At 67.3% G+C, this 26,119-nt stretch carries 24 protein-coding genes and 1 tRNA gene; 6 read left to right on the top strand and 19 right to left on the bottom strand.

The genetic code is table 11. From position 1 onward, the window contains the following. Positions 1 to 30: 30 nt before the first annotated feature. The 3 genes from C492_RS21545 to C492_RS21555 all read right to left on the bottom strand — a co-directional run bounded on the left by C492_RS21545 (position 31) and on the right by C492_RS21555 (position 2,014). Positions 31 to 369, bottom strand: a complete 339-nt coding sequence (locus C492_RS21545) for a hypothetical protein (protein WP_008427551.1) — start codon at positions 367 to 369, stop codon at positions 31 to 33. Between the two features lie 32 nt (positions 370 to 401). Beyond that, on the bottom strand, positions 402 to 1,361 hold the full coding sequence (locus C492_RS21550) for an oxidoreductase (protein ID WP_008427553.1): 960 nt from the start codon (positions 1,359 to 1,361) through the stop codon (positions 402 to 404). A 134-nt stretch (positions 1,362 to 1,495) separates the two neighbouring features. Then, a complete protein-coding gene (locus C492_RS21555) occupies positions 1,496 to 2,014 on the bottom strand; it encodes a peptidylprolyl isomerase (RefSeq protein WP_008427554.1) in 519 nt (172 codons plus the stop codon). A gap of 157 nt (positions 2,015 to 2,171) precedes the next feature. On the opposite strand from C492_RS21555, the gene C492_RS21560 reads away from it, so the two are divergent. Further along, positions 2,172 to 3,143 carry a succinylglutamate desuccinylase/aspartoacylase family protein gene (locus C492_RS21560; RefSeq protein WP_008427555.1) on the top strand — a complete coding sequence of 324 codons (972 nt, stop codon included), beginning with the start codon at positions 2,172 to 2,174 and terminating at the stop codon, positions 3,141 to 3,143. Between the two features lie 3 nt (positions 3,144 to 3,146). On the opposite strand, the gene C492_RS21565 is transcribed toward C492_RS21560, so the two are convergent. The 6 genes from C492_RS21565 to C492_RS21590 all read right to left on the bottom strand — a co-directional run bounded on the left by C492_RS21565 (position 3,147) and on the right by C492_RS21590 (position 9,828). Beyond that, a complete protein-coding gene (locus C492_RS21565) occupies positions 3,147 to 3,431 on the bottom strand; it encodes a hypothetical protein (protein ID WP_008427557.1) in 285 nt (94 codons plus the stop codon). A gap of 68 nt (positions 3,432 to 3,499) precedes the next feature. Continuing rightward, positions 3,500 to 4,261 carry an SDR family NAD(P)-dependent oxidoreductase gene (locus C492_RS21570; RefSeq protein WP_008427559.1) on the bottom strand — a complete coding sequence of 254 codons (762 nt, stop codon included), beginning with the start codon at positions 4,259 to 4,261 and terminating at the stop codon, positions 3,500 to 3,502. Between the two features lie 117 nt (positions 4,262 to 4,378). After that, positions 4,379 to 4,786, bottom strand: coding sequence for a DUF5518 domain-containing protein (locus tag C492_RS21575; RefSeq protein WP_008427562.1), 408 nt, complete (start codon positions 4,784 to 4,786; stop codon positions 4,379 to 4,381). 156 nt (positions 4,787 to 4,942) lie between these two features. After that, positions 4,943 to 6,010: an anthranilate phosphoribosyltransferase gene (locus C492_RS21580; RefSeq protein ID WP_008427564.1), complete on the bottom strand. Its 1,068-nt coding sequence runs from the start codon at positions 6,008 to 6,010 to the stop codon at positions 4,943 to 4,945. Positions 6,011 to 6,170: 160 nt separating this feature from the next. Next, positions 6,171 to 6,605 carry a universal stress protein gene (locus C492_RS21585; protein WP_008427566.1) on the bottom strand — a complete coding sequence of 145 codons (435 nt, stop codon included), beginning with the start codon at positions 6,603 to 6,605 and terminating at the stop codon, positions 6,171 to 6,173. A 52-nt stretch (positions 6,606 to 6,657) separates the two neighbouring features. Next, positions 6,658 to 9,828, bottom strand: a complete 3,171-nt coding sequence (locus tag C492_RS21590) for an FAD-binding and (Fe-S)-binding domain-containing protein (protein WP_008427568.1) — start codon at positions 9,826 to 9,828, stop codon at positions 6,658 to 6,660. 694 nt (positions 9,829 to 10,522) lie between these two features. Here C492_RS21590 and C492_RS21600 point away from each other — a divergent pair. Continuing rightward, positions 10,523 to 11,686: an acyl-CoA dehydrogenase family protein gene (locus C492_RS21600; RefSeq protein WP_008427572.1), complete on the top strand. Its 1,164-nt coding sequence runs from the start codon at positions 10,523 to 10,525 to the stop codon at positions 11,684 to 11,686. A 55-nt stretch (positions 11,687 to 11,741) separates the two neighbouring features. Here the strand turns inward: C492_RS21600 and C492_RS21605 are convergent, their stop codons facing one another. Then, the gene (locus C492_RS21605; protein ID WP_008427578.1) at positions 11,742 to 13,706 is read right to left on the bottom strand and encodes an archaea-specific SMC-related protein; all 1,965 of its coding nucleotides are present in this window, start codon (positions 13,704 to 13,706) and stop codon (positions 11,742 to 11,744) included. 70 nt (positions 13,707 to 13,776) lie between these two features. Then, the gene (gene rdfA, locus C492_RS21610; protein ID WP_008427581.1) at positions 13,777 to 14,403 is read right to left on the bottom strand and encodes a rod-determining factor RdfA; all 627 of its coding nucleotides are present in this window, start codon (positions 14,401 to 14,403) and stop codon (positions 13,777 to 13,779) included. Positions 14,404 to 14,833: 430 nt separating this feature from the next. On the opposite strand from rdfA, the gene C492_RS21615 reads away from it, so the two are divergent. Further along, positions 14,834 to 15,175, top strand: coding sequence for a hypothetical protein (locus C492_RS21615; RefSeq protein ID WP_008427583.1), 342 nt, complete (start codon positions 14,834 to 14,836; stop codon positions 15,173 to 15,175). 104 nt (positions 15,176 to 15,279) lie between these two features. On the opposite strand, the gene C492_RS21620 is transcribed toward C492_RS21615, so the two are convergent. After that, positions 15,280 to 15,957 carry a DUF502 domain-containing protein gene (locus tag C492_RS21620; protein WP_008427584.1) on the bottom strand — a complete coding sequence of 226 codons (678 nt, stop codon included), beginning with the start codon at positions 15,955 to 15,957 and terminating at the stop codon, positions 15,280 to 15,282. 61 nt (positions 15,958 to 16,018) lie between these two features. Further along, a complete protein-coding gene (locus C492_RS21625; protein ID WP_008427585.1) occupies positions 16,019 to 16,684 on the bottom strand; it encodes a peptide-methionine (S)-S-oxide reductase in 666 nt (221 codons plus the stop codon). A 114-nt stretch (positions 16,685 to 16,798) separates the two neighbouring features. Here C492_RS21625 and C492_RS21630 point away from each other — a divergent pair, with 114 nt between their 5' ends. Further along, complete coding sequence (locus C492_RS21630; RefSeq protein ID WP_049893236.1) at positions 16,799 to 17,698, top strand: polysaccharide deacetylase family protein; 900 nt, start codon at positions 16,799 to 16,801, stop codon at positions 17,696 to 17,698. 31 nt (positions 17,699 to 17,729) lie between these two features. Here the strand turns inward: C492_RS21630 and C492_RS21635 are convergent, their stop codons facing one another. The 5 genes from C492_RS21635 to C492_RS21655 form a co-directional block, all read right to left on the bottom strand. After that, a complete protein-coding gene (locus C492_RS21635; protein ID WP_008427587.1) occupies positions 17,730 to 18,770 on the bottom strand; it encodes a carboxylate--amine ligase in 1,041 nt (346 codons plus the stop codon). 156 nt (positions 18,771 to 18,926) lie between these two features. Continuing rightward, complete coding sequence (locus C492_RS21640) at positions 18,927 to 20,834, bottom strand: asparagine synthase-related protein (protein WP_008427588.1); 1,908 nt, start codon at positions 20,832 to 20,834, stop codon at positions 18,927 to 18,929. A 329-nt stretch (positions 20,835 to 21,163) separates the two neighbouring features. Beyond that, the gene (locus C492_RS21645; RefSeq protein WP_008427589.1) at positions 21,164 to 21,412 is read right to left on the bottom strand and encodes a hypothetical protein; all 249 of its coding nucleotides are present in this window, start codon (positions 21,410 to 21,412) and stop codon (positions 21,164 to 21,166) included. A gap of 335 nt (positions 21,413 to 21,747) precedes the next feature. Then, positions 21,748 to 21,821: transfer RNA gene (locus tag C492_RS21650), tRNA-Ile, on the bottom strand. Between the two features lie 68 nt (positions 21,822 to 21,889). After that, positions 21,890 to 22,477 carry an FxsA family protein gene (locus C492_RS21655; protein WP_008427591.1) on the bottom strand — a complete coding sequence of 196 codons (588 nt, stop codon included), beginning with the start codon at positions 22,475 to 22,477 and terminating at the stop codon, positions 21,890 to 21,892. A gap of 106 nt (positions 22,478 to 22,583) precedes the next feature. On the opposite strand from C492_RS21655, the gene C492_RS21660 reads away from it, so the two are divergent. Both C492_RS21660 and C492_RS21665 read left to right on the top strand, forming a co-directional pair. Further along, the gene (locus C492_RS21660) at positions 22,584 to 24,224 is read left to right on the top strand and encodes a DUF255 domain-containing protein (protein WP_008427593.1); all 1,641 of its coding nucleotides are present in this window, start codon (positions 22,584 to 22,586) and stop codon (positions 24,222 to 24,224) included. 80 nt (positions 24,225 to 24,304) lie between these two features. Beyond that, positions 24,305 to 25,108 (top strand): TrmB family transcriptional regulator, encoded by an 804-nt coding sequence (locus C492_RS21665; protein WP_008427595.1) that lies wholly within the window; start codon positions 24,305 to 24,307, stop codon positions 25,106 to 25,108. Here C492_RS21665 and mptA read toward each other — a convergent pair. Next, the gene (gene mptA, locus C492_RS21670) at positions 25,105 to 26,031 is read right to left on the bottom strand and encodes a GTP cyclohydrolase MptA (protein WP_008427596.1); all 927 of its coding nucleotides are present in this window, start codon (positions 26,029 to 26,031) and stop codon (positions 25,105 to 25,107) included. The genes C492_RS21665 and mptA overlap by 4 nt on opposite strands. Positions 26,032 to 26,119: the final 88 nt, after the last annotated feature.

Below are 26,119 nucleotides of genomic sequence, written 5' to 3' on the forward strand. Positions count from 1 at the left end.
ACTCGTCGGGTCCGCGGCCGCGTCGCCGCCTCACCAGTCGACGCTCAACGTGCCGTCGCCCCGTGGGTCCGGGGCGAGCTCCTCGTCGGTGCGACGGTCGATCACGTGGATGCAACCCTCGCCTTTCTTCGCCGGACAGACCTCCGCGGCCCGGAGGTTGTGCTCGAGGTCGTCCTCCCCGAAGAAGTACGCCGCCGGCCGAGCGATCCCCGTGGCGATCGACAGCTCCCAGTTGTCGCTGACCTCGGCGCACTTGCCCGCGCCGAAGCACCTGTTCGCCTCGAAGACGAGCTTGTACGGTTTCTCCTCGACCGGGGGCGCGTCCGCCGAGCCGACGTCGCTCGCGCGTCTGATCTCGTCGTCGCTCATATGGTAGTCGTTCGGCCGCGTCGGCTTTCGCGTTACGGTCGCGCGCTCGGATCGGGGGCGTCGGTCGGCCGCGGCAGCTCGTAGCTGACGCCGGTCAGCTCCCGCGAAACCGCCCACAGCCGGCGGGCGGTCTCCTCGTCGTACGATCGGTCCGAGGAGGCCTGCCGCTCGGGGGACCCGCGCATGTTTCCGAGCCCGCCGGGACCGTAGTAGGCGCCGCCCTCGACCTCGGGGGCGGTCGCGGCGTACAGCGTCGGTAACGCGCCCGCCGCCGCGGACTGGGCGACCAGCGCGTTCATGAGCTTCATCGCCGCCAGCCGGAGCCGGCTCCCCTGCCGTTCGGGACCGCGAAACTGCAGGTTCGTGTTCGCGTAGCCCGGATGGACCGCCACGCTGTCGGCGTTCAGCCCGGCCGTGAGGAAGCGTCGCTCGAGTTCGTAGGCGAACAGCACGTTCGCCAGCTTCGACTGGGCGTAGGCGTCCCACGGATCGTAGGAGCGCTCGCCCTGAAGGTCGTCGAAGTCGATCTCGCCGCGCTCGTGGACCCCGCTCGAGACGGTGACGACCCGCGCGGGCTCGTCGCCGTCGGTCGCCAGGTTCTCGAGCAAGAGCCCGGTGAGCGCGAAGTGCCCGAGGTGGTTGACGCCGAACTGCGTCTCGAATCCGTCGGCGGTTTCGCTCCGCGGGATCGCCATCACGCCGGCGTTGTTGATCAACACGTCGACCGACTCGTCGAGCCGGTCCGCGAACGAACGGATCGACTCGAGGTCGCCCAGGTCGCAGGCCTCGACGCGGAGGTCGGCCTCGGGCGCGTCGTACCGGACGTCACGGGCCGCCCGCTCGCCCCGGTCCGCGCTCCGGCAGGCCATGATCACCCGTGCGCCGTTGCGCGCGAGCTCGCGGGTCGCCTCGAGGCCGATCCCGCTGTTGGCGCCGGTCACGACGATCGTCCGTTCGCTCTGGTCGGGAACGTCCGCAGCCGTCCAGCTCATACGACAGCCAGGGAGCCGACGCCCCTAAGCGTAGCCGTTGCATCGTTTGGCCGCGGACCGTCGAGGTCGGTGCGGCCGAAGCGACGGCCGAGCGCGTCGACGCGTCCGCGACGGGACGCAGTCGGCGGCGCCGCCTACTCGTAGTCGACCGACACCGACTCGAGGACGACGTCCTCGCGGGGTCGGTCGTTGGCGTCGGTCTCAACGTTACCGATCTCTTCGACGACGTCCATCCCGTCGGTGACCTTCCCGAAGACGGCGTGGCGGTCGTCGAGGTGGGGCTGGGCGTCCAGCGTGATGAAAAACTGCGACCCGTTCGTGTCGGGCCCGGAGTTGGCCATCGAGAGGACACCCGCGTCGTCGTGGCGCAGTTCCTCGTGGAACTCGTCGTCGAACTGGTAACCGGGGCCGCCCCGACCCGTCCCGGTCGGGTCCCCGCCCTGGATCATGAACCCGTCGATGATGCGGTGAAAGAGCACGTCGTCGTACAGCGGTTCGTCCTCGACCTCCTCGCCCGTCTCGGGATCGGTCCAGGACTTGCCGCCCGTCGCGAGTCCGACGAAGTTGTCGACGGTGCTCGGCGCGCGCTCGTCGTAGAGTTCGACCTCGATTTCGCCCTTGCTGGTGTGCAGGGTCGCAGTAACGTTGCTCATACCTCGACCGACGGTCGGACGGGTGAAAACGGTAGTGGTCTCGGAACGGCGTGATCGGTTCGCGCGTCCTCCTACGGCTAACGCCGTAGACGTCCGCGCTGTATCACTGTAATCGCCTGCCGCAGGTACATACCGCCCGACGTGGTACGGGACGACCATGACCGCGGGAACGCACACGAGCGAGGAGGTGACGCTCGCGCGGCTGCCGTCGGGCGTCGAGATCACGACGACGGTCCACAGCTACGAGGGCGACGACGACGGGCCGACGCTGTACGTCCAGGCCGCCCAGCACGGCCGCGAGATAAACGGCACCGAGACGCTGCGGCGGTTCCACGAGCGGCTCCCGCTCGAGTCGCTGTCGGGGCGGATCGTCGCCGTCCCCGTCGCAAACCCGCTCACCTTCGATCGGGTCTCCTACACGACGCCGGAGATCATCGACAGCGTCAACCCGAACATGAACCGGGTGTGGCCCGGCGACGCCGACGGCAGCCTCCACCAGCGCATGGCGGCCCGCCTCTGGGAGTACGTCGAGGGCGCCGACGCCGTCGTCGACCTCCACACCGGGAGTCCGGACATGCTCCCCCACGTCGTCTTCCTCGAGGGCGACGACGAGTCCCGCGCGCTGGCCGAGGCGTTCGGCACCGACCTCCTGCTCTCGGAGGAGGCCGACGACGACGCGAGCGAGGAGTGGCACCGCCGCGGGTTCGCCGGGAAGCTCCGGGTCGCGGCCGCAAACGAGGGGATCCCCGCGATCACGCCCGAGCTGGCACACAACAAACAGATCCTCGAGGACGCCGTCGGGATCGGCGTCGACGGACTGTGCGACGTCTGTCGCCGGCTCGGGATGCTCCCGGGTGAGGTCCCCGACCGCGAGCAGACCCTCGCCAGGAACCACCTCGGCCAGGTCGTCGCCGACGAGTCGGGGCTGTTCCGCCCGGAACCGGGCCTCGAGGTCGGGCAGCCGGTCGCCGCGGGCGACCCGCTGGGGACGGTGTACGATCCGACCACCTACGAACCCCTCCAGTCGGCGACCGCGAACCGCGGGGGGCTACTCTACACGCTCACCCGCGAGTCGACCGTCGCGGCCGGCGACAAGCTCGCGAGCGTCGCCCTGATCCGCGAGGAGTGACGGTCACTCCCCGCGCGTCGTGACCTCGAGGACGGACAACGACCCGTCGAGGGTCGCTTCGAGCCCGTCACCCTCGAGGTCGATCTCGACGCGAACCCCACAGCGCGAACACTGCGTGTCGGTCGACGGGAGTTCGGCGTCCGGATCGATCGTCGCCGACCACTCGAGGCGGGCGTAGCAGTACGGCCAGCCCCGTTCGATCGCGAACGCGAGATCCCGGACGAGGCTCGACGAACGAACGAGTTCGATGGGGTTCAGGCCGTCTCCGACGGTGTATCCTCTCGTCACTGAGGTGCTGGTTCAGTGCGTGCTCGTCGCGGCCAACGCGGCGCCGTGAGACGCCCTGGAAGGGGCGATCAACAGGTCGAGAACCCGCCGTCGACGACCAGCCCGTGGCCGCTGACGAAGGAGGCCTCGTCGCTGGCCAGAAAGAGGATCGCGTCGGCCACCTCCTCCGGTTCGCCGAGTCGTTTCAGCGGGTACTCTGCGGCCATCTCCTCGCGGGCCGCCTCGGGGTCGTCCTCCATCGCCAGGTACTGCTCGAGCAGCGACGTGTCCGTAAAGCCCGGACAGACCGTGTTGGCCCGAACGCCGTAGGGACCTGCCTCCGCGGCGATCGCCCGCGTGAGGTTCAACACGGCACCCTTGCTCAGCGAGTAGGCCGCCTGCTTGGGCAGTCCGAGGATGCTCGCCAGCGAGCCGACGTTGACGATCGACCCGTGGCCCTGATCCTTCATGTGCGGCAAGGCGGCGTGACAGCCGTTCCAGACGCCCTTGACGTTGACGTCGATGACGAAGTCCCGGATCGAGTCGTCGGTCTCCTCGAGCCGCGAGGAGGGGTGGCCCGTCCCGGCGTTGTTGACGACGATATCGAGCCCGTACTCCTCGGCGACGGCGTCGACGACCGCGTGGAACGCCTCGCTGTCGGTGACGTCCAGATCGTGAAACTCCGCGTCGGCTCCCCCGTCGGCGAGTTCGTCCGCAACGGCTTCCCCGCCGTCGCTGTCGACGTCGGTGACGATCACCCTGGCTCCCTCGTCGGCGAAGCGTTCGGCCGTCGCGCGTCCGATCCCCGACGCCGCGCCCGTGATGAGTGTCGTCTCGTTCTCGAGTCGCATACGGCGATACTCGGACGCCCGTTATATAAATTCGTTCGTCGTTGCGGGCAGATCAGAAATCAGTGTTCAGAGTAGGTGGCTACTTTCCAAACGGTGGTAGGTTCCGGCGGACGGTCGTCAGAATTCGTCCTCGACGTAGACCCCGATGGCACCGCCGAGGGCACCCAGTCCGACAGTGTAGATCGCGACGAAGAACAGCCCGACGAGTCCGAGAATACCGAACGCCGCCGGCGTCCCGCCGACGAGGAGAACGAGCACGAAAAAGCCGACGAGAGCGATCGGGAGTAGCGCGACCAGCCCCGCGAACGCGCCGACTTTCAGTCCGTCGTCGGTGTCACCGCCCTCGAGGTAGCCGGCGACGGTACCCCCGAGCACCGGCGACAGCGGGACGAACGAGAGGACGATTCCGACGACGCCGCCGATGACGGCGTTGAGCGCGGTACTCGTGTCGCGTCCGGGGTCCTGTTCGTCGACGGGCGGCGGCGTCGAGTTCTCGAGCGTCGGCGGCGGGTCGTTCGGAGCCATACGCCAATTATTGATCGATGTTTTATATATCTGGCTGCCAGGTCGCCGTAGTGGACGGAACGATCCCCGACGAAAACGCCGGTCGTCACGTTCCGACCGCCAGCAGGCCCACCCAACGCGGCTCTTCCTGCGAGTACGGAACAGGACCCGCTCGGCTCAGAACTCGCGCAGTTCCTCGAGGACCGCCTGGGCGCTGCCGTCAGCGATGGCCTCGCGGGCCCGCTCGAGACCCGCCTCGAGGCTGTCGACGTCCCGGCGGGCGTACATCCTGAAGGCGCCGTTGAGCGCGACGGCGTCGGCGAACTGGTCGTCGCGTTCCCCGGCTAGGACGTCCTCGGTGATCGCCGCGGAGTCGGCGGCGACGTCGTCGACTGCCAGATCCTCGCTCTCCATCTCCATGCCGTACTCGGCGGTCTCGATCTCGTAGTCCACCAGTTCTTCGCCGGCGTTCCACTCGGCGACCTTCGTGTACCCCGGCCGGATGTCGTCGTACCCCTCCATCCCCTGGAAGAAGATCGCCCGCGAGAACTCGAGTTCCTCGCTTTCTGCCATGAGGTCGGTCAGCTTCTTCGCGAACGCGAGGTGGTAAAAGGAGCCGAGGTGGACGTCGGCCTCGGCGGGGTTGGCGACCGTCTCGATCGTGTTGACGAAGGTTCGGACGCCCATCTCGTCGCGTCGCTCGAAGAGGTCGTCGATCCCGGGGTTGAACGCGGGCTGGTAGTAGAAGCCGAACCCGGTCTCGTCGACCATCTCGGCGCTGGCTCCGGGCTCGAGATCGGTTCGAACGCCCAGTTCGTCCAGCACGTGTTTGTACGCCGTCTCCTTCTGGGTCGGAACGCCGTCCCCGGAGTGGACGACGACGGGCGTTCCGGCCGCGGCGGCGACGACGCCGGCGCCGACGCCGAGCAGCGCGGAGGTGTGCTTGCCGTCGTAGTTCGCGCCGCAGTCGACGGGGTCGCACTCGGGTGCGGCCGTAAGCACCGACTCCTCGCGCATGACGTCGGCGTAGGCCGCCAGCTCCTCGGGGGTGTTTCGCTTCCAGCGATTCGCGAGCCAGAACGCGCCCAGGGTCGTCTCCTCGGGCTCGCCCGCGAGGATCCGCCGGAGCGCCTCGCGGGCCTGCTCGCGGGTCATGTCGTCGGCCGACTTCGGTCCCGAACCGACGACCTCGGTTAGCAGCCGCTTGAGCGGCCACTCGCCGAACGTATCGGATGGCTGAGTCATAGGCCGTCGTTGGCCAAGCGGGCGCAAAAGATTCCCGTTTCCGGCGCTTTTTCGGGGCCATCTCCGACGCCGGACGACGCGGTCGGGGACGGAGCGGACCTCGCTCTCGAGGCGGTTTCGCGGTTCGTGGCCGTCCCGAGGGCCGGCTCAGCGAGTCGTCTCAGCGAACGATCGTCACCGGGACCGGGGAGCGCCGGGTCACGCTCTCGGCGACGCTGCCCAGCAGGACGCGGCTCGCACCCGAGCGGCCGTGGCTCCCCATGACGATCCCGTCGACGTCGTGCTCGGCCGCGTAGTCGACGATCGAGCGGGTGACCGCTCCCGTGACCCACTCCGTCTCGAGGTCGACCCCCCGCTCGGCGGCCGTCTCGCGGGCCTCCTCGAGGAGCGTCTCCGCCTGCCGCTCGTAGTTCTCCTCGATCCGCTCGTAGTCGGCCGTGATGCTGCCCTCGATCCCGGTCGCCGCGTAGAACTTTCGCGGGTCGACGACGTGTATCGCCGTGATCGTCGCGTCCGGGTGGGTCTCGAGGGCGTACTCGAGGGCCTCGGTCGACCGCTCCGAGTCGTCGATCGGAACCAGCACGCTGGAAACCATGGCGATACCTACGGGAACCAACGCCATAAACGGATTCCCCGGATCGAGGGGGCTACTCGAGCGCGGCGTCGATGACCTCGATCGGCGTCGGGGGGGCCTCGACGTCCCCGTCGCGGTTCTGAAGCTGCGTGCGACAGGAGGCGCCGGGCGCGACGACCCGCTCGCCGGGGCTCGCCTCGACCTGGTCGTAGAGGATCGAGGCGATGGCGTCGCTCATCGAGCCGTGTTCGGCCTCGTAGCCGAAGCTGCCGGCCATCCCGCAACAACCCGAGTCGAGGGGGTCGACGGCGTAGCCGGTTCGCCGGAGGACGCCGACGGCGTGGTGATCTTTCGCCGTCGCCTTCTGGTGGCAGTGGCCGTGGTAGGTCAGCGACTCGTCGGGGGCGTCGAACGCGAGCCGTTCGTCCAGCCGGAACGTATCGAGGTACTCGCAGATCCCGTAGCTCGCCTCCGCCAGGGTTCGGGCGTCCTCGTCGGAGAGCAAGTCGAGGTAGTCCGACTGGAGCATGACCGCGTCCGAGGGCTCGATCACGACGACGTCCCAGCCGTCCTCGACCAGCGGCGCCAGCGCACGGACGTTCTCGCGGGCGGTCGCCTCGGCCCGCTCGAGAAAGCCCTTCGAGAACGCTGGTCGGCCCGTGTCGTCCAGGTCGTCGGGCACCTTGACGGGGACGCCCGCGGCCTCGAGAACGCGCACGGCGGCCTTGCCCGCCTCGGGGTGGCTGTAGGTGGTGTAGGGGTCGGGGTAGACGATCGCCTTTCGCTCGGGCGCGCGCGAATCGTCCGTCCGCTCACGGGACTGCGTCCCGTTCGCGCGATCCGCGGAATCGGTCGGCTCCCTCGCCGCTCGCGCTTCCAGCGCTCGCCGCTCCGAGGTGGCCGCGCCACCTCGCTCTTCGAACCAGTCCCGGAACGTCATCGGGCGAAACGACGGCAGCGGCCGATCGGCGTCGATCCCGATCGTCGCCTCGAGGAACGCCCGGGCGCCGGGAAGCTTCGGGGCCGCCGTCGAGAGCAGCGGGAGTCTCGAGCCCCACCGCGAGAGGGTGGCGACGTTCGCGAAGAGGCGATCCCGCAGCGACGAGCCGTTTCGCTCGTGGTACTCGTGGGTGACCTCCGCTTTGAGTTTGGCCATGTCGACCTCGCTCGGACAGTCGATCGCACACCCCTTGCAGCCGATACAGAGGTCCATCACCTCCTCGACGAACTCGTCGGAGAAGGCCTCGCCCGGATCGAGGTCGCCGCTCATCGCCTGCCGGAGCGCGTTCGCCCGCCCGCGGGTGCTCGCGATCTCCTCCTCGCTCGCCCGGAACGTCGGACACATCACGCCGCCCGTCGTGGACTGCTCGCCCCGGCAGCCGCCACAGCCGTGGCAGAGTTCGACCATCCCCTGGAAGCCGTTGTCGTTGTCCCACTCGAGTGTGGGCTCGAAGCCGGGTTCGAACGCGTAGTCGGGGCCGAACCGGTGGTTTTCGGTCATCTCGGTGGGGTCGTCGTCGCGGAAGACGACCTGCCCGGGGTTGAGCAGCCAGTCGGGGTCGAACGCCGTCTTGAGCTCCTGGAAGGTCTCCCACAGCTCCTCGCCGTACAGCTTCCGGTTCCACTGGGTGCGCGCGCGGCCGTCGCCGTGCTCGCCCGAGACCGAGCCGTCGTACTCGACGACGAGATCCGTGACGGCGTCGGCGATCGACGACATCTCCTCGAGCCCCGCCTCGGTCTTCGTGTCGATCAGCGGGCGGATGTGGAGGACGCCGGGCCCGGCGTGGGCGTAGAAGCTGGCGTAGGTGTCGTGGTCCTCGAGGACGGCCTGGAAGTCCGCGACGAACGCCGGAAGGTTCTCGGGCGGGACGGCGGTGTCCTCGAGGAAGGCGATATGCTTCTCGTCGGTCGTCCGCGAGAGCAAGATCGGGAGCCCGGACTTGCGCAGCTTCCAGATCTGGCTGCGGCTCTCGGCGTCGTGAGCCTCGATCGCGTCGAACGCCCGGACCGCCTCGTCGGCGCCGACCCGCTGCGCTTCGGGGTCGGCGTCGCCGACGGGGTCGACCGACGGACAGCGATCGGCCAGCAGGTTCGCCACCCGTCGCTCCCCGTCGACGGCGTCCTCGGCGTAGAACTCGACGATGAGGACCGCGCCGGTTCCCTCGGGGAGCATCTCGGTGACGGGCGCGAACTCGGCGGTCCCCCGCGCGAGGTCGATCAGCACGTCGTCGATGACCTCGACCGCGGCCGCGTCGTGGTCGACGATCGCCGCCACGTCGTCCATCGCCTCGAGAACGGTGTCGTAGGCGAGCAGGGCCATGCTCTTCGTCTCGGGCACGGGCTCGAGCGAGACGGTCGCCTCGGTGACGATCGCGAGCGTGCCCTCGCTGCCACAGCACAGCTTCGCGAGGTTGACCGTCCCACCCTCGGCATCGGGCTCGCCGACGCCCCGAGTCGCGCCGCGGGCGTCCTCGACTAACCAGTCCAGATTGTACCCCGAGACGTTGCGCTTGAGATCGGGGTAGGTCTCCTCGATCAGGTCGCCCCGCTCCTCGAGGATCCGCGCGACCGCGGCGTAGATCGCCGCCTCGAGGTCGTCGCCGTCGGCGAGGTCGGGCAGGTCCTCGATGGCGACCTCGCCGAACCGCGTGCGGGTGCCGTCCGCGAGGACGACCTCCACCTCCTCGACGTAGGCGTCGGTCTTGCCGTACCGCAGGGAGTGGGCGCCCGTCGAGTTGTTGCCGATCGCACCGCCCAGCGCGCTCTTGTCGCCCCAGGCGGGGTCGGGCGCGAACTTCAGTCCGTGGGGCTCGAGGGTCTCGTTGAGCGTCTCGAGGTAGATTCCGGGCTGGGCGGTCGCCCGACGGGCGTCGGGGTCGACGTCGACGACGCCGTCTATGTACTGCGTGAAATCGAGCACGACGGCCTCGTTGACCGTCTGACCCGCGAGGCTCGTCCCGCCGCCGCGTGGCAACACCGGGATCCCCCGCTCGGCGCAGTACTCGACGGTTGCGGCGACGTCGTCGGCCGAGCGCGGGAAGACGACCGCGATGGGAGTCACCTCGTAGACGCTCGCGTCGGTCGCGTACAGCTCCCGCGAGTACGAATCGGCGCGCACGTCGCCGCCGACGAGACCGCCGATGTCCTCGACCAGCGCCGGCCGATCGACGTCGTCGCTCCGGTAGTCGTAGTCGGCTCTCGGATCGTCGGCCGGATCCGACCGGGAGGGTGGCGTCGTCGTCATTGGCGGGTCCGGAGTTCGTCCACGCCGGGCGTTCCTGTCGCGATACCCGATCGATCGCCGAGAACCGCAGGGGGACGGTCACCGCCGCGCTCGAGGGAGAGTCCAACGGTCATCGTCCGTCCATGAGAGGACGCCGCATATAGATGCTGGGCTAGAGGACGGTGTTTCGTCGGCGCCGACAGGGGACGTCGGCGGCTTCGGCTACGAGCGCGAGGTGGGCCACCCGATCGATCCCGAGTCGTAGTCGCTCGCCGGAAGTCTCGGTCTCCGTAGATAGTACGGCATTCGAGAAGTCTGTCGATCGACGGTCGTCGGCGCCCGGATTCTCGCCCGTCGCGTATCCTCCCGAACGATCGAACGCGCCGTTCGAGCGAAGGGTCGACCGTTCCGGGGTTCCGTCCGAAATCGTCCCGCTCGAGATTGGTGCGCTATCGTGATAGTCTCTACTGCGTTCTACTCCTCGGACCGTACGCTTATCCGACATACCACGGGAACCGTTCGAAACGGATCGAAGCCGACCGTCGAGGCCGGCCTCGCGGATCGCGCGGTGTTCGTCTTCTGAGCATCGTCCGCCGGACGAGTCCCTCGAAAACGCTGTCACTTCGGTCGGGGCGGAGTCCCGTCGGCTACGGGGATCGGGTGTGGTCTGGGTGCGCACCACAATACCTAATGCGGGGTTCGCGTACTATCCACTATGCTGGACTTCGTACAGCTCGAGGCCGATCTCGATCGGGAAGAGCGGATGATCCGGGACACGGCTCGAGAGTTCGTCGAGGAGCGCGTCAAACCCGACGTCGGCGACCACTTCGAGAGCGGAACCTTTCCGACGGAACTGATCCCGAAGATGGGCGACCTCGGGTTCTACGCGCCGAACCTCGAGGGGTACGGCTCGCCGAACGTCTCGGAGACGGCGTACGGACTTCTCATGCAGGAGCTCGAGGCGGGCGATTCGGGGCTGCGCTCGATGGCTTCGGTCCAGGGCGCGCTCGTGATGTACCCGATCCGGGCCTACGGGAGCGAGGCCCAGAAGGAGAAGTGGCTGCCCGCGCTGGGCGAGGGCGAGGCCGTAGGCTGTTTCGGCCTGACCGAACCGGGACACGGGTCGAACCCCTCGGCGATGGAGACCACCGCCGAGAGAGACGGCGACGGCTACGTCCTGAACGGTTCGAAGACCTGGATCACGAACGCGCCGATCGCCGACGTCGCGATCGTCTGGGCGCGGGATCGCTCGGGCGAGGACGACCCCGTCCGCGGGTTCCTGGTCGAGACCGATCGGGACGGCGTCTCGACGAACGAGATCGACGGGAAGCTCTCGCTGCGGGCCTCGATCACCGGCGAGGTCGGGCTGAACGACGTGTCCGTCCCCGAAGAGAGCGTCCTGCCCGGCGTCTCGGGGATGAAGGGGCCGCTGTCCTGTCTCACGCAGGCCCGCTACGGGATCGCCTGGGGCGCGGTCGGGGCCGCGCGGGACTGCTTCGAGGAGGCTCGCGCCTACGCCACCGAGCGCGAGCAGTTCGGCGGGCCGATCGGGCGGTTTCAGCTCCAGCAGGAGAAACTCGCGGAGATGGCGACCCAGATCACGCTCGCACAGCTGCTGGCCTACCGCCTGGCCGAGCTGAAAGAACGCGGCGAGATGCGCCCCCAGCACGTCTCGATGGCCAAGCGTAACAACGTCCGGACGGCCCGCGAGCAGTCGCGGGTCGCCCGCGAGATGCTCGGCGGGAACGGGATCACCACGGACTACTCGCCGATGCGCCACATGGCGAACATGGAGACGGTCTACACCTACGAGGGGACCCACGACATCCACACGCTCGTCCTCGGCGAGGAGCTGACGGGGTTTCAGGCGTTCACGTAGCGCCGCCCCGCGGCCGTTCGGATCGTTTCGGTCCCCGCCGCCCGCTCGAGTCGAGTCAGATCTCGGTGACGACGTCGTGGCTCTGTGCGAGCTGCTCGGCGTCCTCGTCGAGCAGGGCGACGACGAGGTAGGGCGCGTACGACTCGAAGTACTCGACCAGCGCCGTGATCCGCTCGGCGTCGATCGCCTCGAGCGAGTCCAGCAGCATGAACGGCACCGTCTCGTAGACGTCGTGGACGAGGTATCCCGCCAGCGCGAACACCAGTCCCGTCACCTCGCGTTCGCTCTCGCTTAAGTGCTCGATCGCGTCCTCGTAGGCCGCCCCCTCGTCGGTGCTGCGGACGATCTTCAGGTCGAACGAGGACCGCGAGACCTTCCGGCGACCCTCGCGGACCTCGCGGGTCGTGCGGTCGATCCAGATCCGATCGAGGTTGGCGTAGCCCAGCGTCTCGAGGAGGTTCTCCATGTGTTCGTTGAACGCCTCGACGGCGTCTTCCTCGATCCGGTCGATCCGGGTGCGCAGGTCGGTCAGCTCCTCGGTCGTCTCCTCGCGGCGGCTCTCGAGGCCCTCGCGCTCGTCGAGTCGCTCCTCGACGTCGGCGATCTCATCCTCGATCTCGTCGCGCTCGCGCTCCTTGCGCTCGAGTTCGAACTCGAGCTGGTTGACCTCGCGGTGTTGCTCGAGGACGTCCTCGGAGCCGTCGCTCTCGAGGTCGTCGATCTCGCCCTCGAGGTCGTCGATCTCCTGGGTCAGGGACTCGCGGTCGTCGGCGAGGTCGTCGATCCTGTCGCGTCGGCGCTCGATCTCGTCGTCGATCGAGTCGAGGCGACGGGTGGCGCTTTCGTACTCCGTTCGGTTCTCGTCGACCTCGGCGCGGGTCGTTCGCTTCTCGTCGAGCTCGTCGTCGATCGACGACCGCTCCTCGAGGCGGTCCTGGTGGACCGACCGGAGCTGATCGAGCGTGGACTCGATCTGGTCGGTCGCGACCGACGAGCCGCAGGTCCAGCAGGTGACCGTCTCCGAGTCGTCGTCGGCCAGCAGCTGGTCGGTGACGGCGCCGTCGGTTCGGTGCTCGTCGGTTTCGAGGAACTCGCCGGCCTCCTCGAGCAACCGCTCGTTGAACTGGATCGTCCGCTGGAGCTGCGAGATCTCCTCGTTGAGGTCGTCCTTCTGGGCCTGCAGCGAGTCGATCTCGGCCTCCAGCCGACCGATGTCGACGTCCTCATCCGTCGAGAGCGCCTCGAGCCGGGCCTCGACCTCCTCGCGCTCGTCCTCGAGGGCCTCGATGCTCTCGCGCTCGGTGTCGATCCGATCCCGGGTGCGCTCGAGCTCCGACCGCGTCTCGCGCAGCTCGTCGAGTTTCGTCTCGAGCTCGGAGCGCTCCTCGCGGCGCGTCTCGACGTCGACGTTGGTCGCCTCGAGTCGCTGCTCGGCCTCCTCGAGTTCCTCGCGGAGCGAGTCGATCTCGTTGCTCGTTCGCGTCCGCTTGGCCTCGAGGTCGGGGAGGCGGTCCTCGAGCTGGTCGAGTTCGGCGAGCTCGTCGTCGATGCGTTGCTTTCGCTGCTCGAGCTGCCGGATTTCGGCCTTGATCGCCTCGGTGTCGACCGGTCGCATGATCAGCTCCCGGAGCTCGTCGCCCCGGGCGACGGCCCGGCGGGCCTCGTTGGACTCGAGCAGGAACGCGAACAGGTCCGCGATCTCCGGATCATCGAGGTACGGGTCGCCGTCGGTGACGACGGTCCCGTTTCGCCGGTGGAGGGTCTGACGGTACGTCTCGTCGCCGAACTCGAGCACGGCCTCGCCCTCCTCCGCGTCGGCTTTGAGACTCGCTCGGTCGCTGCCGAGCGCGGCCATGATCCCTTGGAGCAGTGACGTTCTGTTGGTCGCGTTTCGCCCGGAGAGCACGGTGATTCCCCGTTGGAACGAGACGGTCGTCTCCTCGATACCGCCGATATTGGTCACCGAGAGCGTCGCCCGGTCCGGAGTCTCCCGATCCGATACGTTCTGGCTCGTTTTCATACGGTCGGGTAGCGCGGCCGAACGGATAGGTATTGTCCATTCACCTTCCATCTACCAGCGTTCGCGACCGTCAGTCGGAACAACCGCAGGACCCCTCCTCGAGGAGTTCGCGGACCGTGTACTGCTGTTGACACTCCTCGCAGGTGACGGTCACGGAGACGAGGACGTCGAACTCGCCGACGTCGATGACGTCGTTGCGCCGAAGCTGTGCGATCGTGTCTCCCGTCACCGCCTCGGTCCGGTTCTGGAGCGCGCCGAGTTTCTCCTCGGCTCGCTCGAGCCGTTCCTCGTCGCTCGGCGTCGCCAGCGACGCGTCGAGGCACTTGGTGAGGTGGTTGTAGACGGTCTGGTGGGAGACGAAATCGGACTCGACGTCCTCGACGGGAACGCCGTCGCGCTCGAGTTCGTTGCGGGTCTGCACCCGCGTCCCGCTCGTGACGTCGTCGTCGCTGAGCAGTCGGTAGGTGTTCTCGATCTCGCCGTCCTTGTACGAGACGCCCGCGTCCTCGAAGGCGGCCTCGAGGATCCGCCGATTGACGATTCGCGCGAGCTCCCGTGTGCTGTACTGTTCGTCGCCCGTTCCGGTCCAGTACGAGACGAGGTCGTCGTCGAGTCCCGAAAGCGCGTACTCGTCGGCGACGCGCCCGAGCTTACAACACGTCTCACGCCGGCCGGTCGAACCCTCGCGATTAGCCATTGCTACAGTGATAGGTGTAGCCGGCAAAAAGGGTTCCGAGACCGCGCTCCATTTACATAGGTATGTCCGTAAGCCCGGCGCGACGCCGTTCGAGAAGTACCATTTTCTAGTATAGATAGTTTTCACTATGCGTCTGGGCGGTACGGTAGCCAGAACACGATCGACCGTCGAACTAATAAGATATCGTTAAATACATGCGTTTATTGATGGAGTGGTACGGAGAAGTAAGCCGTAACGACGGTATAGACGAGCTCGAGCTGGGTCCTCGTTACGGTTTCTGGATCGATGGAATAGATCGGCTATTCCGCCATATACCATATATCTGGTAGATAGAGAATCGACTCTGAAATAGTATAGGTCTCGATCGACTACGACCGAAGCGATCCGGTCGGTCCGCGATTTTATATCCGAAACCGCGTCCAACCGGGGTATGACAGCGCCACGAAACCTGTCACGACGAACCGCACTCACGACGATCGGCGCGCTGGCGGCCGTTCCGGCCCTCGGAACGGGCGCCGTCGGCGCGTGCTCGGCGTCGGCCTCGAGCGAGGGCGCTCAGCGGTACGTCGGCGTCGTCGATCGGATCGTCGACGGTCGACACGTCGTCGTCTTGCTCGAGGCCGACAATCGGGTGGTCGACCAGCTGGTCGTCGACGTCGACGAGTTCGACGAGATCGCCCCGCGCGATATCCTGCTGGTCGTCCTCGAGGACGGGGAACTGGCGCGGTACCGACACCTCCCGGAAAAGCCCGCAAGCACCGGACGGCCCTGACCGATCGCGACCCGCGGGGGGCCGAACCCGACCCGGCGGGAACCGCGGCGCTCGATCCGTTCGACGATACGCGTCCCGGAGCGTCGCGGTTGCGGTCGCGGATCTCAGTGGTCCGATCGCCGTTTCGAACGGGCGCCCTCGTCGGAGCGACCGGTATCGGTTTCCTCGTCCCCGCCGAACCCCGCGCTGATGATCCGCGTCAGCGCCGACTCGGTGCTCTCCTCGAGTTCCGTGAGGTCGTCGGGATCGGCCTCGAGGATGAACCCGGTCGAGACGTTCGGCGACGTCGGCAGGAACAGCAACACGCGACCGTCCTCGGTGCGCTGACCGGTCTTGAACGCGGTCATCCGGATCCCGCGCCAGAGCTCGAGTTTGACCGGGCCCTGCACCGACTCGGGTCCGAACGTCACTTCGGTCGCCGTCTTCGAGGCGTTGTAAACGAGTCGCAGCCCCGGAACGCGGTTCGCGGCGCGGTCGAGCCAGGCCTCGAACAGCTCTCCGATGGTCGTTCGCGCGAGATAACCGAGCAGGTACATCGAGGTGCAGACGATCGAGAGCACGATGGCGGCGCGCATCAGTCCCGCCGTGACCTCGCGGGTGCGCTCGCCGACCCCGGGGAGGAGCGGCTCGAGCGCGGCCGCGTCGAGCACCATCGTCGGGACGAACGTCGAGACGAACGAGTAGAGCACGTACACGAGAAACGCCGTGACGAGGATCGGAGCGACGACGACGAACCCCCGTCCGAAATCCCGCTGCCACGAACTCGGATCCGATCCTTCCACACGCACCGGTAGGCGTCTTCCCCTATGAATAGGTTTAGATCGGCTTCGAGGACGGCTGGATTCAACGCCACCGTCGGAGCTCCGCGAGGATCGGCGTCGGGAGATCCAGGGCGGCGAGCAACGCGTCGTACCGGCTCCGATCGACGTGGCCGGCCGCGAACCCGTTGAGTCGGGCGACGACCGTCGAATCGACGAACGCTTCGCCGTACAGCGTCTCGAGTTCGTCGCCGACGATCGGCCGCGAGCGGAGTTCGTACTTCTGGTGGAACGGCTCGGCCGCGTGGAACGCCTCGAGGAGTTCGACGTCGGTGGCCGGCGATCGACCGGTGCGCTCGGCGATCGCGTCCCGCTCCCGTCGGGCACGCTCGTACTGGTCGTCGTCGTGGGCGAGGACGACGCTTCGGTACTGTCGTTTCGGCGCGTCGGTGTGCCAGTCGTGGCTCGCCCGGAACGTCTCGAGGAGCTCCTCGTAGGAGACGATCTCGGGGTCGTAGGCGACCCGGACGACCTCGGTGTGATCGCCCAGCGCGAAATACGTCGGGTCGGGATCGGCCCCGCCCGCGTAGCCGACCCGGGTTCGGGCGACGCCCTCGAGCGCGCCGAAGCGGGCGTCGGGTCCCCAGAAACAGCCCGCCCCGAACGTCGCCGTCTCGGTCCCGTTCGGGAGGTCGAGGGGTGCGTCCTCGAGCAGCGCCGGCTCGTCGGCCGTAGACTCCGTCGGTTCCATACCGGCTCTTGGCTCCGAGCGTGATGGGGCTGTCGCCGTCCGCGGACGGCTCCGTACCCGTCGGCACGTGCAGCCCCTAGTTCCTTCCCCCTCGTCGGTGGCTCTCCGGACGTTATGGGAACAGTTGACGTGGCGATCGGCGTCGATGCGGACTGCGTCGCCGGCTGGCTCGGCTCGTACGGCGGCGAGGACTCGCCCGCGGACCTCTCTCGAGGCCTGTCGGCCGGCAACGAGGGGATCCCCCGAATGCTCGAGCTGTTCGAGGAGCAAGACATCGAGACGTCGTGGTACGTCCCCGGTCACACGATCGAGACCTTCCGCGACGAGATCGAGGCGGTCGCGGCCGCGGGCCACGAGCTCGGGGTCCACGGCTACTCCCACGAGAACCCGACGGACCTCTCGAGGGAACAGGAAGACGAGATTCTCGAGGTCTCGATCGAGCTGATCGAGGACGTCACCGGCTCGGAGCCCGTCGGCCACCGCGCCAGCTGGTGGGAGTTCAGCGAGAACACGCCGGAGCTGGTCGAGAAACACGGCTTCGAGTACGACAGCAGCCTGATGGAACGGGAGTTCGAGCCGGGCTGGATGCGCAAAGGCGACAGCTGGGAGAAGATCGACTACGACAAGAGCCCGGAGGCGTGGATGGAGCCGTACCGGTACGGCGAGGAGACCGACGTCGTCGAGATCCCGATCAGCTGGTACCGCGACGACATCCCGCCGATGCTGTTCATCAAGCAGCCGGTCTACCACGCCGGCTACAAGGACCCCGAGATGATGTACGAGCAGTACTACAAACGCCAGTTCGACTACCTCTACAATCGCCGGGGCGCGGGTGTCTACACGTTCACGATCCACCCCGACCTCCACGGGCTCCCCCACATGATTCCGCTGTTCGAGGAGTTCATCCAGTACGTCAAGGGCCACGAGAACGCCCGCTTCGTCACCCTCGAGACGGTCGCCGAGACGTTCAGGGACGATCCCTCGGTCTACGAGAGCGAGAGTAACTACGTCTGAGACCCTCAGCTCGGTTCCACTCCGAGGGCGGTCAGCCGAGTCGTCGCCCGACGGCGTCCCCGACCTCGTTGCGGACCTGCCGGACGATCGGCATCGGATCGTCGCGGTGGAGGAAGTCGAACGACCGGTCTTCGATACACGATCTGGCGATCTCGCCGGCGCGACCCGCGAGCGAGGGCCGTTCGACGAACGGCGACTCCTCGCGGGCGACGCTGACGAGGTGTTCGAGCTCGCCGTAGAGGTAGTGGGTGCTGACGCCGGTCTCGTAGACGGGCTCGATCAGCTCGCTGCGACCCGTCGCGGCGAGCCAGTACCAGGCCGGAAAGTCGGCGCCCGCCTCGACCGCACACGCCAGCGACTGCCACATCCGCGGGTTGATCTCGACGATCGAGAACTTGCCGGTCTCGGCGTCCTCGATGTACTCGATGCAGGCCAGCCCGTGCCACTCGAGCTCGTCGAGGATCGCCCGCCCGGCTTCCTCGAGTTCGGGGATGTGGACCGACTCGCGGTAGACCCCGCCGCTGCCGGTGTAGGAGTCGCCACGGAGCTGGCGGTGCTGGAAGGTGCCCAGCGCCTCGCCGTGTTCGTACAGCGCGCCGAAGACGTACTCGCCGGCGCCCTCGACGTACTCCTGGACGATCGGCTCGTGGCCCATCTTTTCGATCAGCGCGTCCGTATCGGGCGCCTCGCCGGGTGCGACGTGCTCGACCGATTTCGCGATCTTCGAGTCTTCGAGTTCGAACTCCTCGAGGTAGGCGTCGGTTAACAGGTTGTACCGGGACTTGACGATCCGGTTGTCGCTCCAGTCCTCGACCTCGGTGAGCAGTTGGGTCTCCGGGATCGCCACGCCGGCGTCGGTCGCGATCTCCGCGAGGCGCTTGCGGTCGTGGACGTTCCGGAGCGTCTCCATTTGCGGCACGACGAGGTCGACGTGGCGATCGAACGCCTCGTAGTCCCGCGAGAGGATGTACGTGTCGTGCGGGCGGTGCGGGACGATGGTTCGGACGTCCGGACGGGCGGCCAGCCCGAGCAGCGCGTCCCTGTAGGCCGGCAGGTTACTCGGCGGCGGCACGAGGACGGACTCGTCGCAGTACCGCGAGGCCGTAACGCTCAGGTCGGTGTCGTCGACCGCGGCGATCGTGTAGACGTCTTTCGACCCGAGCGAACGGATCGAGGCGTACCCGTGGGGGTNTACCGGGAGGCGGTGACGACGACCGCGTCGCGATCGTCACTCAACGTCGATCACCTGCGACTGTCGGGAAAGCGGATCGATCGTCTCCGTTCCGTTCGACTCGGTAGCGTCGGTAAGGTACTCCGTTACAGGCATCGTCAACACCGTCAGTAGCGTGTAGAGTTCACCGACACGATCCTCGTCGTGGCAGTGAGTGTGATACAGCCGCCGGATCGCGTCGGCGTCGGGGCCGGGGAACGCGTCGGCCAGCTGACCCCGGTGGTCGAGAACTTCGTCCGTGAACTCGAACGAGCGAAGCAGTTCCGCGTCGTCCAACCAGGGCCCGTCGGTCAAGTACGGCTTCGGGGGAGTCCGGTTGGTGACGTGCTTGCGCCAGAACTCGAGGAAGTGTTCGCCGGCGTACTCGACCGGAAACGACCGCGAGATCGAGACGCCGGTGCTGGCGTGTGGGATCGCGGCGAGGTCGGGGTCCAGACGGGTAACCGCCTGCCCGACGAGATCCCGTCGAAGGCGGTATCGGGACGGCATCGACAGCGAGAGATCGAGCAGGCGGTTGTCGAGAAACGGCGACCGATAGGGGAGCATCCGGCGGAGGTCGCTGTGGAACCGCATGTCGTCGTCGTTCGAGAGCGGATAACAGCTGCCGTAGTAGACCAGATCCTCGAGGGACTCGTAGGTCACGCCGTGGTGGACGATCCGATCCCCGTCCCGGTGGATGTTCGATTCGAGGATCGTCCGGAGGTCTGTCGGCAGATCGAGATCGTCGTGAGCGCGCTCGAGCAGGAGGTCGACGTACTCGTCGACGGTTTCGATCGGACGTTCGATCGGTACCGTCATCGAACCGAGCGGTCCCAGCGAGAGCTTCGGCGACGGGACGCTGTACCCGCCGAACAGCGAGTCGCTGTACAGCCCCGACAGCAGCCCGTCGACCCGGTCGGTGATCTGGAACTCGAACCCGCTCGTGTAGGGCTGGCTGAACCAGCCGTTGAAGGAGTCGGCCCACCGGTTCCGCTCGAGGGCGCCGATGCGGTACTCCGGTCCTCGCTCGAGCATCTCGAACTCCGCCCCGGCCGCGAGGGCCACTCGCTCGGCGATGCGGGCTTCGCGGTTCATCCAGTCGTTCATGTGGAACGCGGTCGCGTTCTCGAGGACCGACAGGACGAGCCGGGAGTCGCTGCCCCCCGACAGCAAGACGCCGTACTCGTGGCCGTCGGAGGTCCACTCGTCGACGACGGTCCGGAATCGGTCGGCGAACTCCTCGACGAACCACTCGAAGGACTCGTCGCGGGGCTGGTACCGGGGTCGCCAGTACTGTTCGGTTCGGACCGATCCGTCGCCGAGCGCGATCGAGGTGATCGTCCCCGGCTCGAGCTTCTCGACGCCCTCGAGGGGCGTCTTCACGCCGAAGGTGCGCCGAAAGGCGAGGTACTCGTGGAGGTACGCCGGGTGGAACGCGGTGTCGACGTTCGGATGGAACGGAATCAACTGGACGTTCGTCGAGAAGACGACGGAGCCGTCGTCGGTTCGCGTCCAGTAGACCGGAACCGTGCCGAACCGGTCGGTACAGAGCGCGAAGCGCTGCCTCGCTCGATCGTAGAGCAACAGCGTGTAGTTCCCGTTGAGCCCCTCGAGGAACTCGAATCCCGTTCGCTCGTACATCGAGAGGCAGTACCGGGCCGGGTCGACGTCGGCCGGGCGGGACTCGTACTCGCCGGACTGGCCCGTTTCGGCGGGATCGTACCCGTAGACATCTCCGAGAAGCCAACAGCGAACAGACTCGCTCTCCGCATCCGCCGTCTCGCCCGACGAGTGACACGCGTCGGGGTCGGTGGCGATCGCGACGTGGTCGGTCGCGTATCGGATCCCTGACTCGGACGGAAGCCACTCCTCGAGCACTCCCCCGGACAGCGATCCGTCGGCACGGATTTCACCGTGCGTATACATCACGAGAGATCACCTCGACTCCGGATCGGCGACACCCGCTCGGCCGATCGGTCGTCGTCGATACGTACAGACTGNTATTATAGCGTCGGTAAAGACCGCCCGCCGAGGGACAACGCGGGTATGGATCGGCCTAACTATTCCGAAACCGGACAGGTATGAAAACCGACCTTCGAACGCGGCTTAATCGGAAGTTAAGGGAGCCGACGCGGGAACGACCGTTCCTCGCGAGACGGAACTGTTTCACCAGCGGGCGAAACCGATTCGTATCGGAAATCGTCGGCGTTGTACCGAAGGCGTCGGCCCGGTGATCAGTCGGGTCGACGCCGCGATCACTCCCGTTCGCCGTCGGTAGCGAGATCCGTTCCCTCCCCGATCGGCCCCGCCCGGAACTCGAGGGCGCCCCCGTCCGGAATTCGCTCGGCGACGGTCTCGGTGTCCTCGAGGAGCCGAACGGTGCCGTCCCGACGATAGAACGCGACCGCACCGTCGGGGACGTCCGCGAACTTCCGCACTGCTGCGACCGTCGTCTTCTCTCCGACCACCATCTCCTCCCCGTCGACGATCACGGTTCGCGGCATACCTGGTGTACGAACACTGTCACTTAATACGTTTCTATAAGCTGTCATTACCGTCAGACGAGGCGAGCGGTCGGTCCGGCGCCGGGAGTTCGCCGTTTTCGATTCCGCGGCGACGGGATAGGGGCCTCTGGATTCGAGACGGGGCGCGTTCGAATCCCGGTCTCGAGGTGTGAACGTTGGAGTGAGGGGTTCTGGTACGGCTCACCGCTGACGAACGGGCAGCAACACTGGGAGCGCTACGTTCGCCTCCTTCGACGTTGGAAGCAGATCAGAAAGCGAGTGCGTTCACTCGGATTCTATACTCGTGGCTCACGACGTTGTTCGCCACGAGAACATGGGCCAACTCGGATTTGAACCGAGAGCCTCCACCTTATCAGAGTGGCGCTCAACCTAATTGAGCTATTGGCCCGCGACCGCATCTGTCCGTTGTGCGCTGGGATGGTTAAGTGTTTCTTTCTGGAAGAGCCGTGAGAATCGCTACCGGGCGTAGGGGTCCTCGTCGTCGACGTCGGCGTCGTCGGTTCGCTCGTCGCCGAACTCGACCGTGTACGACTCGTCGCTGTCGACGGAGTAGTCGTCCTCGCCGAGGTCGTAGGTACCGCCGTCGGACCATCGAGCCCGCGTCTCGTCCTCGTCGGCGCTTCCGCCGGGGAATCCGAACGTCCAGACGTTCCCGCTCGCGAAGCCGCCCGCCTTTTTGTCCGCGTACGGAACGATCACGTAGCGTTTGAGTGCCGCCCGAATCGGGACCCGGGTCACCGGAACGACCAGCAGGAACCCGATCAGGTCGGTGACCAGGCCCGGAGTGAGCAGGAACGCTCCCGAGGCGATCAGGAAGCCGCCGTCGAGCAACTCGTTCGTCGGCGGCCGCCCCTCGGCGAGCGAGCGTTGCATCTTTCCGATCGTCCGCCGCCCCTCCGCTCTGACGAGCAGCATACCGACGAGACCAGTCAGAACGACGAGCAGTACCATCGGCACCCAGCCGATGTAGGCGGTCGCGACGAACCCGAGGAGTATCGCATCGAGAAACGGGATCAGCAGCAACGCGAGGATCCACCGGAGCATACTCCGATATAGCCGGCGACGGGTGAAAACCCTTTACACTCCGCGCCCGTCCGCGGCGCGAGCCCCCGAACGAAGCGCTTACCCTGTCGACGCCCGGACGATCGGTATGAACGATTCGACGCGCGTCGAGTGGCGCGAGTGGGGTCAGGACGCCTTCGACGAGGCCGAGTCGGAATCGGTTCCGGTCCTGTGTGCGCTGACCGCGACGTGGTGCGATCACTGCCACGAGATGGACGCCGAGACCTACGCCGAGCCCCGGATCGCGGCGCACGTCAACGACGGATTCGTTCCGGTGCGAGTCGACGTCGATCGCAATCCGCGCGTGCGCGATCGGTACAATATGGGCGGATTTCCGTCGACGGTCTTCCTGGCACCCGACGGAACCGTCCTGACCGGATCCGGATACCTCGGTCCGGACGGGATGCGCCAGGTTCTCGACAGCGTCCGGACGATGTGGCAGACCAAGGGAAGCGGCGCCGCCCGCGTCCCGCGGCCGCTCAGAGAGGACGAGCCGCCGACCGGGGAGCTCTCGAGCGATATCGAATCGTCGATGCTCGGCCGACTCGAGGAGGCCTACGACGAGGTCGCCGGGGGGTGGGGGACCGAACCGAAGTTCCCGCTGCCCGACGCGCTCGAGTTCGCGCTCAAGCGGGACCGCGAGATGGCGCTGCGGTCGTTCGACGCCGTCGGGGCGAACCTGTTAGACGAGTACGACGGCGGGTTCTACCGGTTCGCGACCGATCGCGACTGGTCGGGCCTGCAACACGAGAAGCTGCTCGACTCCAACGGCGCGCTCGTGCGCGCGTTCGCGAACGCCTACCTCCTGACGGGGAAACCCGAGTACCGCGAGCCCGCCGAGCGCACCGTCGAGTTCCTGACGACGACGCTGTGGAACGGCGACGCCGAGGCGTTCGCGAACAGCCAGGCCCCCGGAGACCCCGAAAGCCACGGTCTCGAGCCGACCGAGCGCGCGGCGGCCGACGAGCCGCCCGTCGACGACGGCGTCTTCGCCGGCCCGAACGCGCTGGCGATCGAGGGACTGCTTACCTTCTACGCCTACACCGACGATCAGCGGGCGCGGCGGTACGCCGAGCGCGCGCTCTCGACGCTGCGGGCCGATCTGCTCGAGGACGGGATCGTCGGGCACCAACTCGACCCCGAGCGCGGAGCCGACGGCCAGCCGACGCCGCTGCTCTCGAACCAGGCCCGCGTCCTCGGCGCGTTGACGACGACCGCGAGCACCCTCGAGACCGACGCCCTCGAGGACGCCGCGGCGGTCGCCGACGCGACGATCGAGCGACTCCGCGACGGCGACTCCTTCGTCGACAGCGCGGGCGAGGGCGTCGGACTGTGCGATCGACCGCTGCGGCCCCTGGACGCGAACGTCGCCCTCGCGGACGGGCTGCTCGAGCTGGCGGTGCTCACCGGCGAGGACCGGTACCGGGCGGTGGCCCGGGACACGCTCGAGGACTTCGCCGGCGCCAGCGACCGTTTCGGCGTCCAGATCGCCCGGTACGGAACGGTCGCGGCGCGACTGCTCGAGGGGCCGCTCGCGATCCGAATCGGCGACGAGCCCGGATCGGATCTCCACCGCGCGGCGTTGCGGCTCGCGGACCACGAGAAGGTCGTCGTCCCGGTCGCCGACCTCGAGGCGGGGACCGCACGCGTCGAGCGCGGCGACCGACGCTCCGACCCCGCCGAAACTCCCGAGCAGTTGAGCGAGCGGGTGGGGGAGATTCTCGACTGACGCGCGGGGTGAACCCCCGCGTGTCGAGCGACGGTCAAACCACCACAGCGTTTTTGTTTCTTGGGTGAGCCGTTACGAGTATGGCCAGTCTCAGGGATCTCGGGCTCTCCGAGTACGAGGCTCGAGCGTACCGGGCGTTGCTCAACACCGGACCCACAACGGCGAAGGAGTTGTCACGCGCGAGCGACGTCCCGATGGGACGGATCTACGACGTCCTCAATAGCATCGAGCAGTACAATCTCGTCCGCAGCCAGACCGCGAGCCGTCCGAAGAAGTACGTCGCCGTCGAACCCGCGACCGCACTGGATCGCCTCCTCGAGGACAAGAAGCGCGAACTCGACGAGAAGGCCGACCAGTACGAGTCGATCGTCGACGATCTGGCCGACGAGCTCGACGCGGCCGACCCCGTCGAGGAACAGTTCTGGACCGCCGCGGTCGGCCCCGAGGAGACGATCGACCTGCTGCTCGAGCGCCTGGCGGCCGCGGACGATCACATCGTGATGGTCGCCGCGGATCCGGTCCCCGAGCGGGACATGCAGGCCGTCAGCGAGGACGTCCTCGCCCAGCTCGAGGACGCCCTGGATCGGGGCGTCTCGGTCGACATCCTGATGACGCGGGATATGGTCGACTCCCTCTCGGAGAAGGTCGGGGCGCGGTACCAGAGCGCGCTACAGAGCCGCGACGACTTCCACGTCCGGACGAACGACGACGTGACGGGATCGTTCAACATCATCGACGGCGTCGAGATCTGTATCCAGGTACCGAACCCGCTGTCGTCGGGCGACGCGTTCGGGATGATCGACCTGAAGGATCCGGAGTTCGCCGCGAACGTCCACGGCGAGTTCGCCCCGCGGTGGGAGGAAGCGGAGCCGCTTGCGTTCTAGTCGTAGATCTCCGATCGGAGCTGATCCAGCTCGACGACGCGCTCGGCGTGGGCGTTGTGCTGGTGGATCGACTCGTCGTTGGACTGTTTCATCGTGATCACGGCGTCGTCGGGCAGGTGATCGAACTCCTCGACGACCCCCTCGGCCATCGAGCGCACGCAGTCCTCGACGAACTTCGCGTCGGCGTGGGCCGCGTAGGTCATGTGGTCCTCGTCGGGTCGCTTCGCGAGGTTGTAGATCCGGGCGCTCATCGAATCGCGCGCGATGTCGATGACGTCGTTCAGGTCGACGTCCGGATCGCCGTCGGACTCGACGGTCAGCGTCGCGTGCCCGCGCTGGGAGTGGCCCGGCTGTGGCACTTCCTCCAGGAACTCCGTGATCGTCTCCTCCTCGACGCCCAGGTCCTCGAGGGTCTGTTTCGCGCGCGCGGCGGACATCCCCTGCGAGCAGGGACAGACGGTCATCCCGACGACCTCGGCGCCGATCTCCTCGCGGGTTCCCTCCTCCGTGGCGGTCGCGGACGCGATAATATCGACGGTGTGTTGGGTCTCGCGGTCGCTGGCGGGGGTCTGCTCGCGGCGCATGAACTCGGCTTCCATCGTGACCTCCGCGCGGGAGGTGTAGTCGTGTTTCCCGAGCAGCCGTTCGGCGACCTCGCCGCAGACCTCCTCGACGCGGTAGGCCTCGTCGCGGGTCGCGTCCTCGAGAATTTCGTCGATGACCTCCATGTTTCGGCTCATGTCCGCGCCCTTGCGCCACGACGGGAGGTCGACGAAGACCTCGAACTCGGCGGTGAGGACGATCGGACGTTTCTCTTCGCGGGCGATCTTGACGAGTTTCTCGACGCCGGTGACGCCGACCTGGCTCAGGCCGACGGTGACGTCGGGCGAGGACGCCTGGACGTCCGGAAGCTGCTGGCTCATTGCCCATACTCGGGGTAGCGGGCGATTCAACCTTTCGGAAGCGAAACCCGAACGATCCTCGGGGCGAGGACTCGAGGTCGGGACGCGA

Source organism: Natronococcus jeotgali DSM 18795, from assembly GCF_000337695.1.
Lineage (GTDB): Archaea > Halobacteriota > Halobacteria > Halobacteriales > Natrialbaceae > Natronococcus > Natronococcus jeotgali.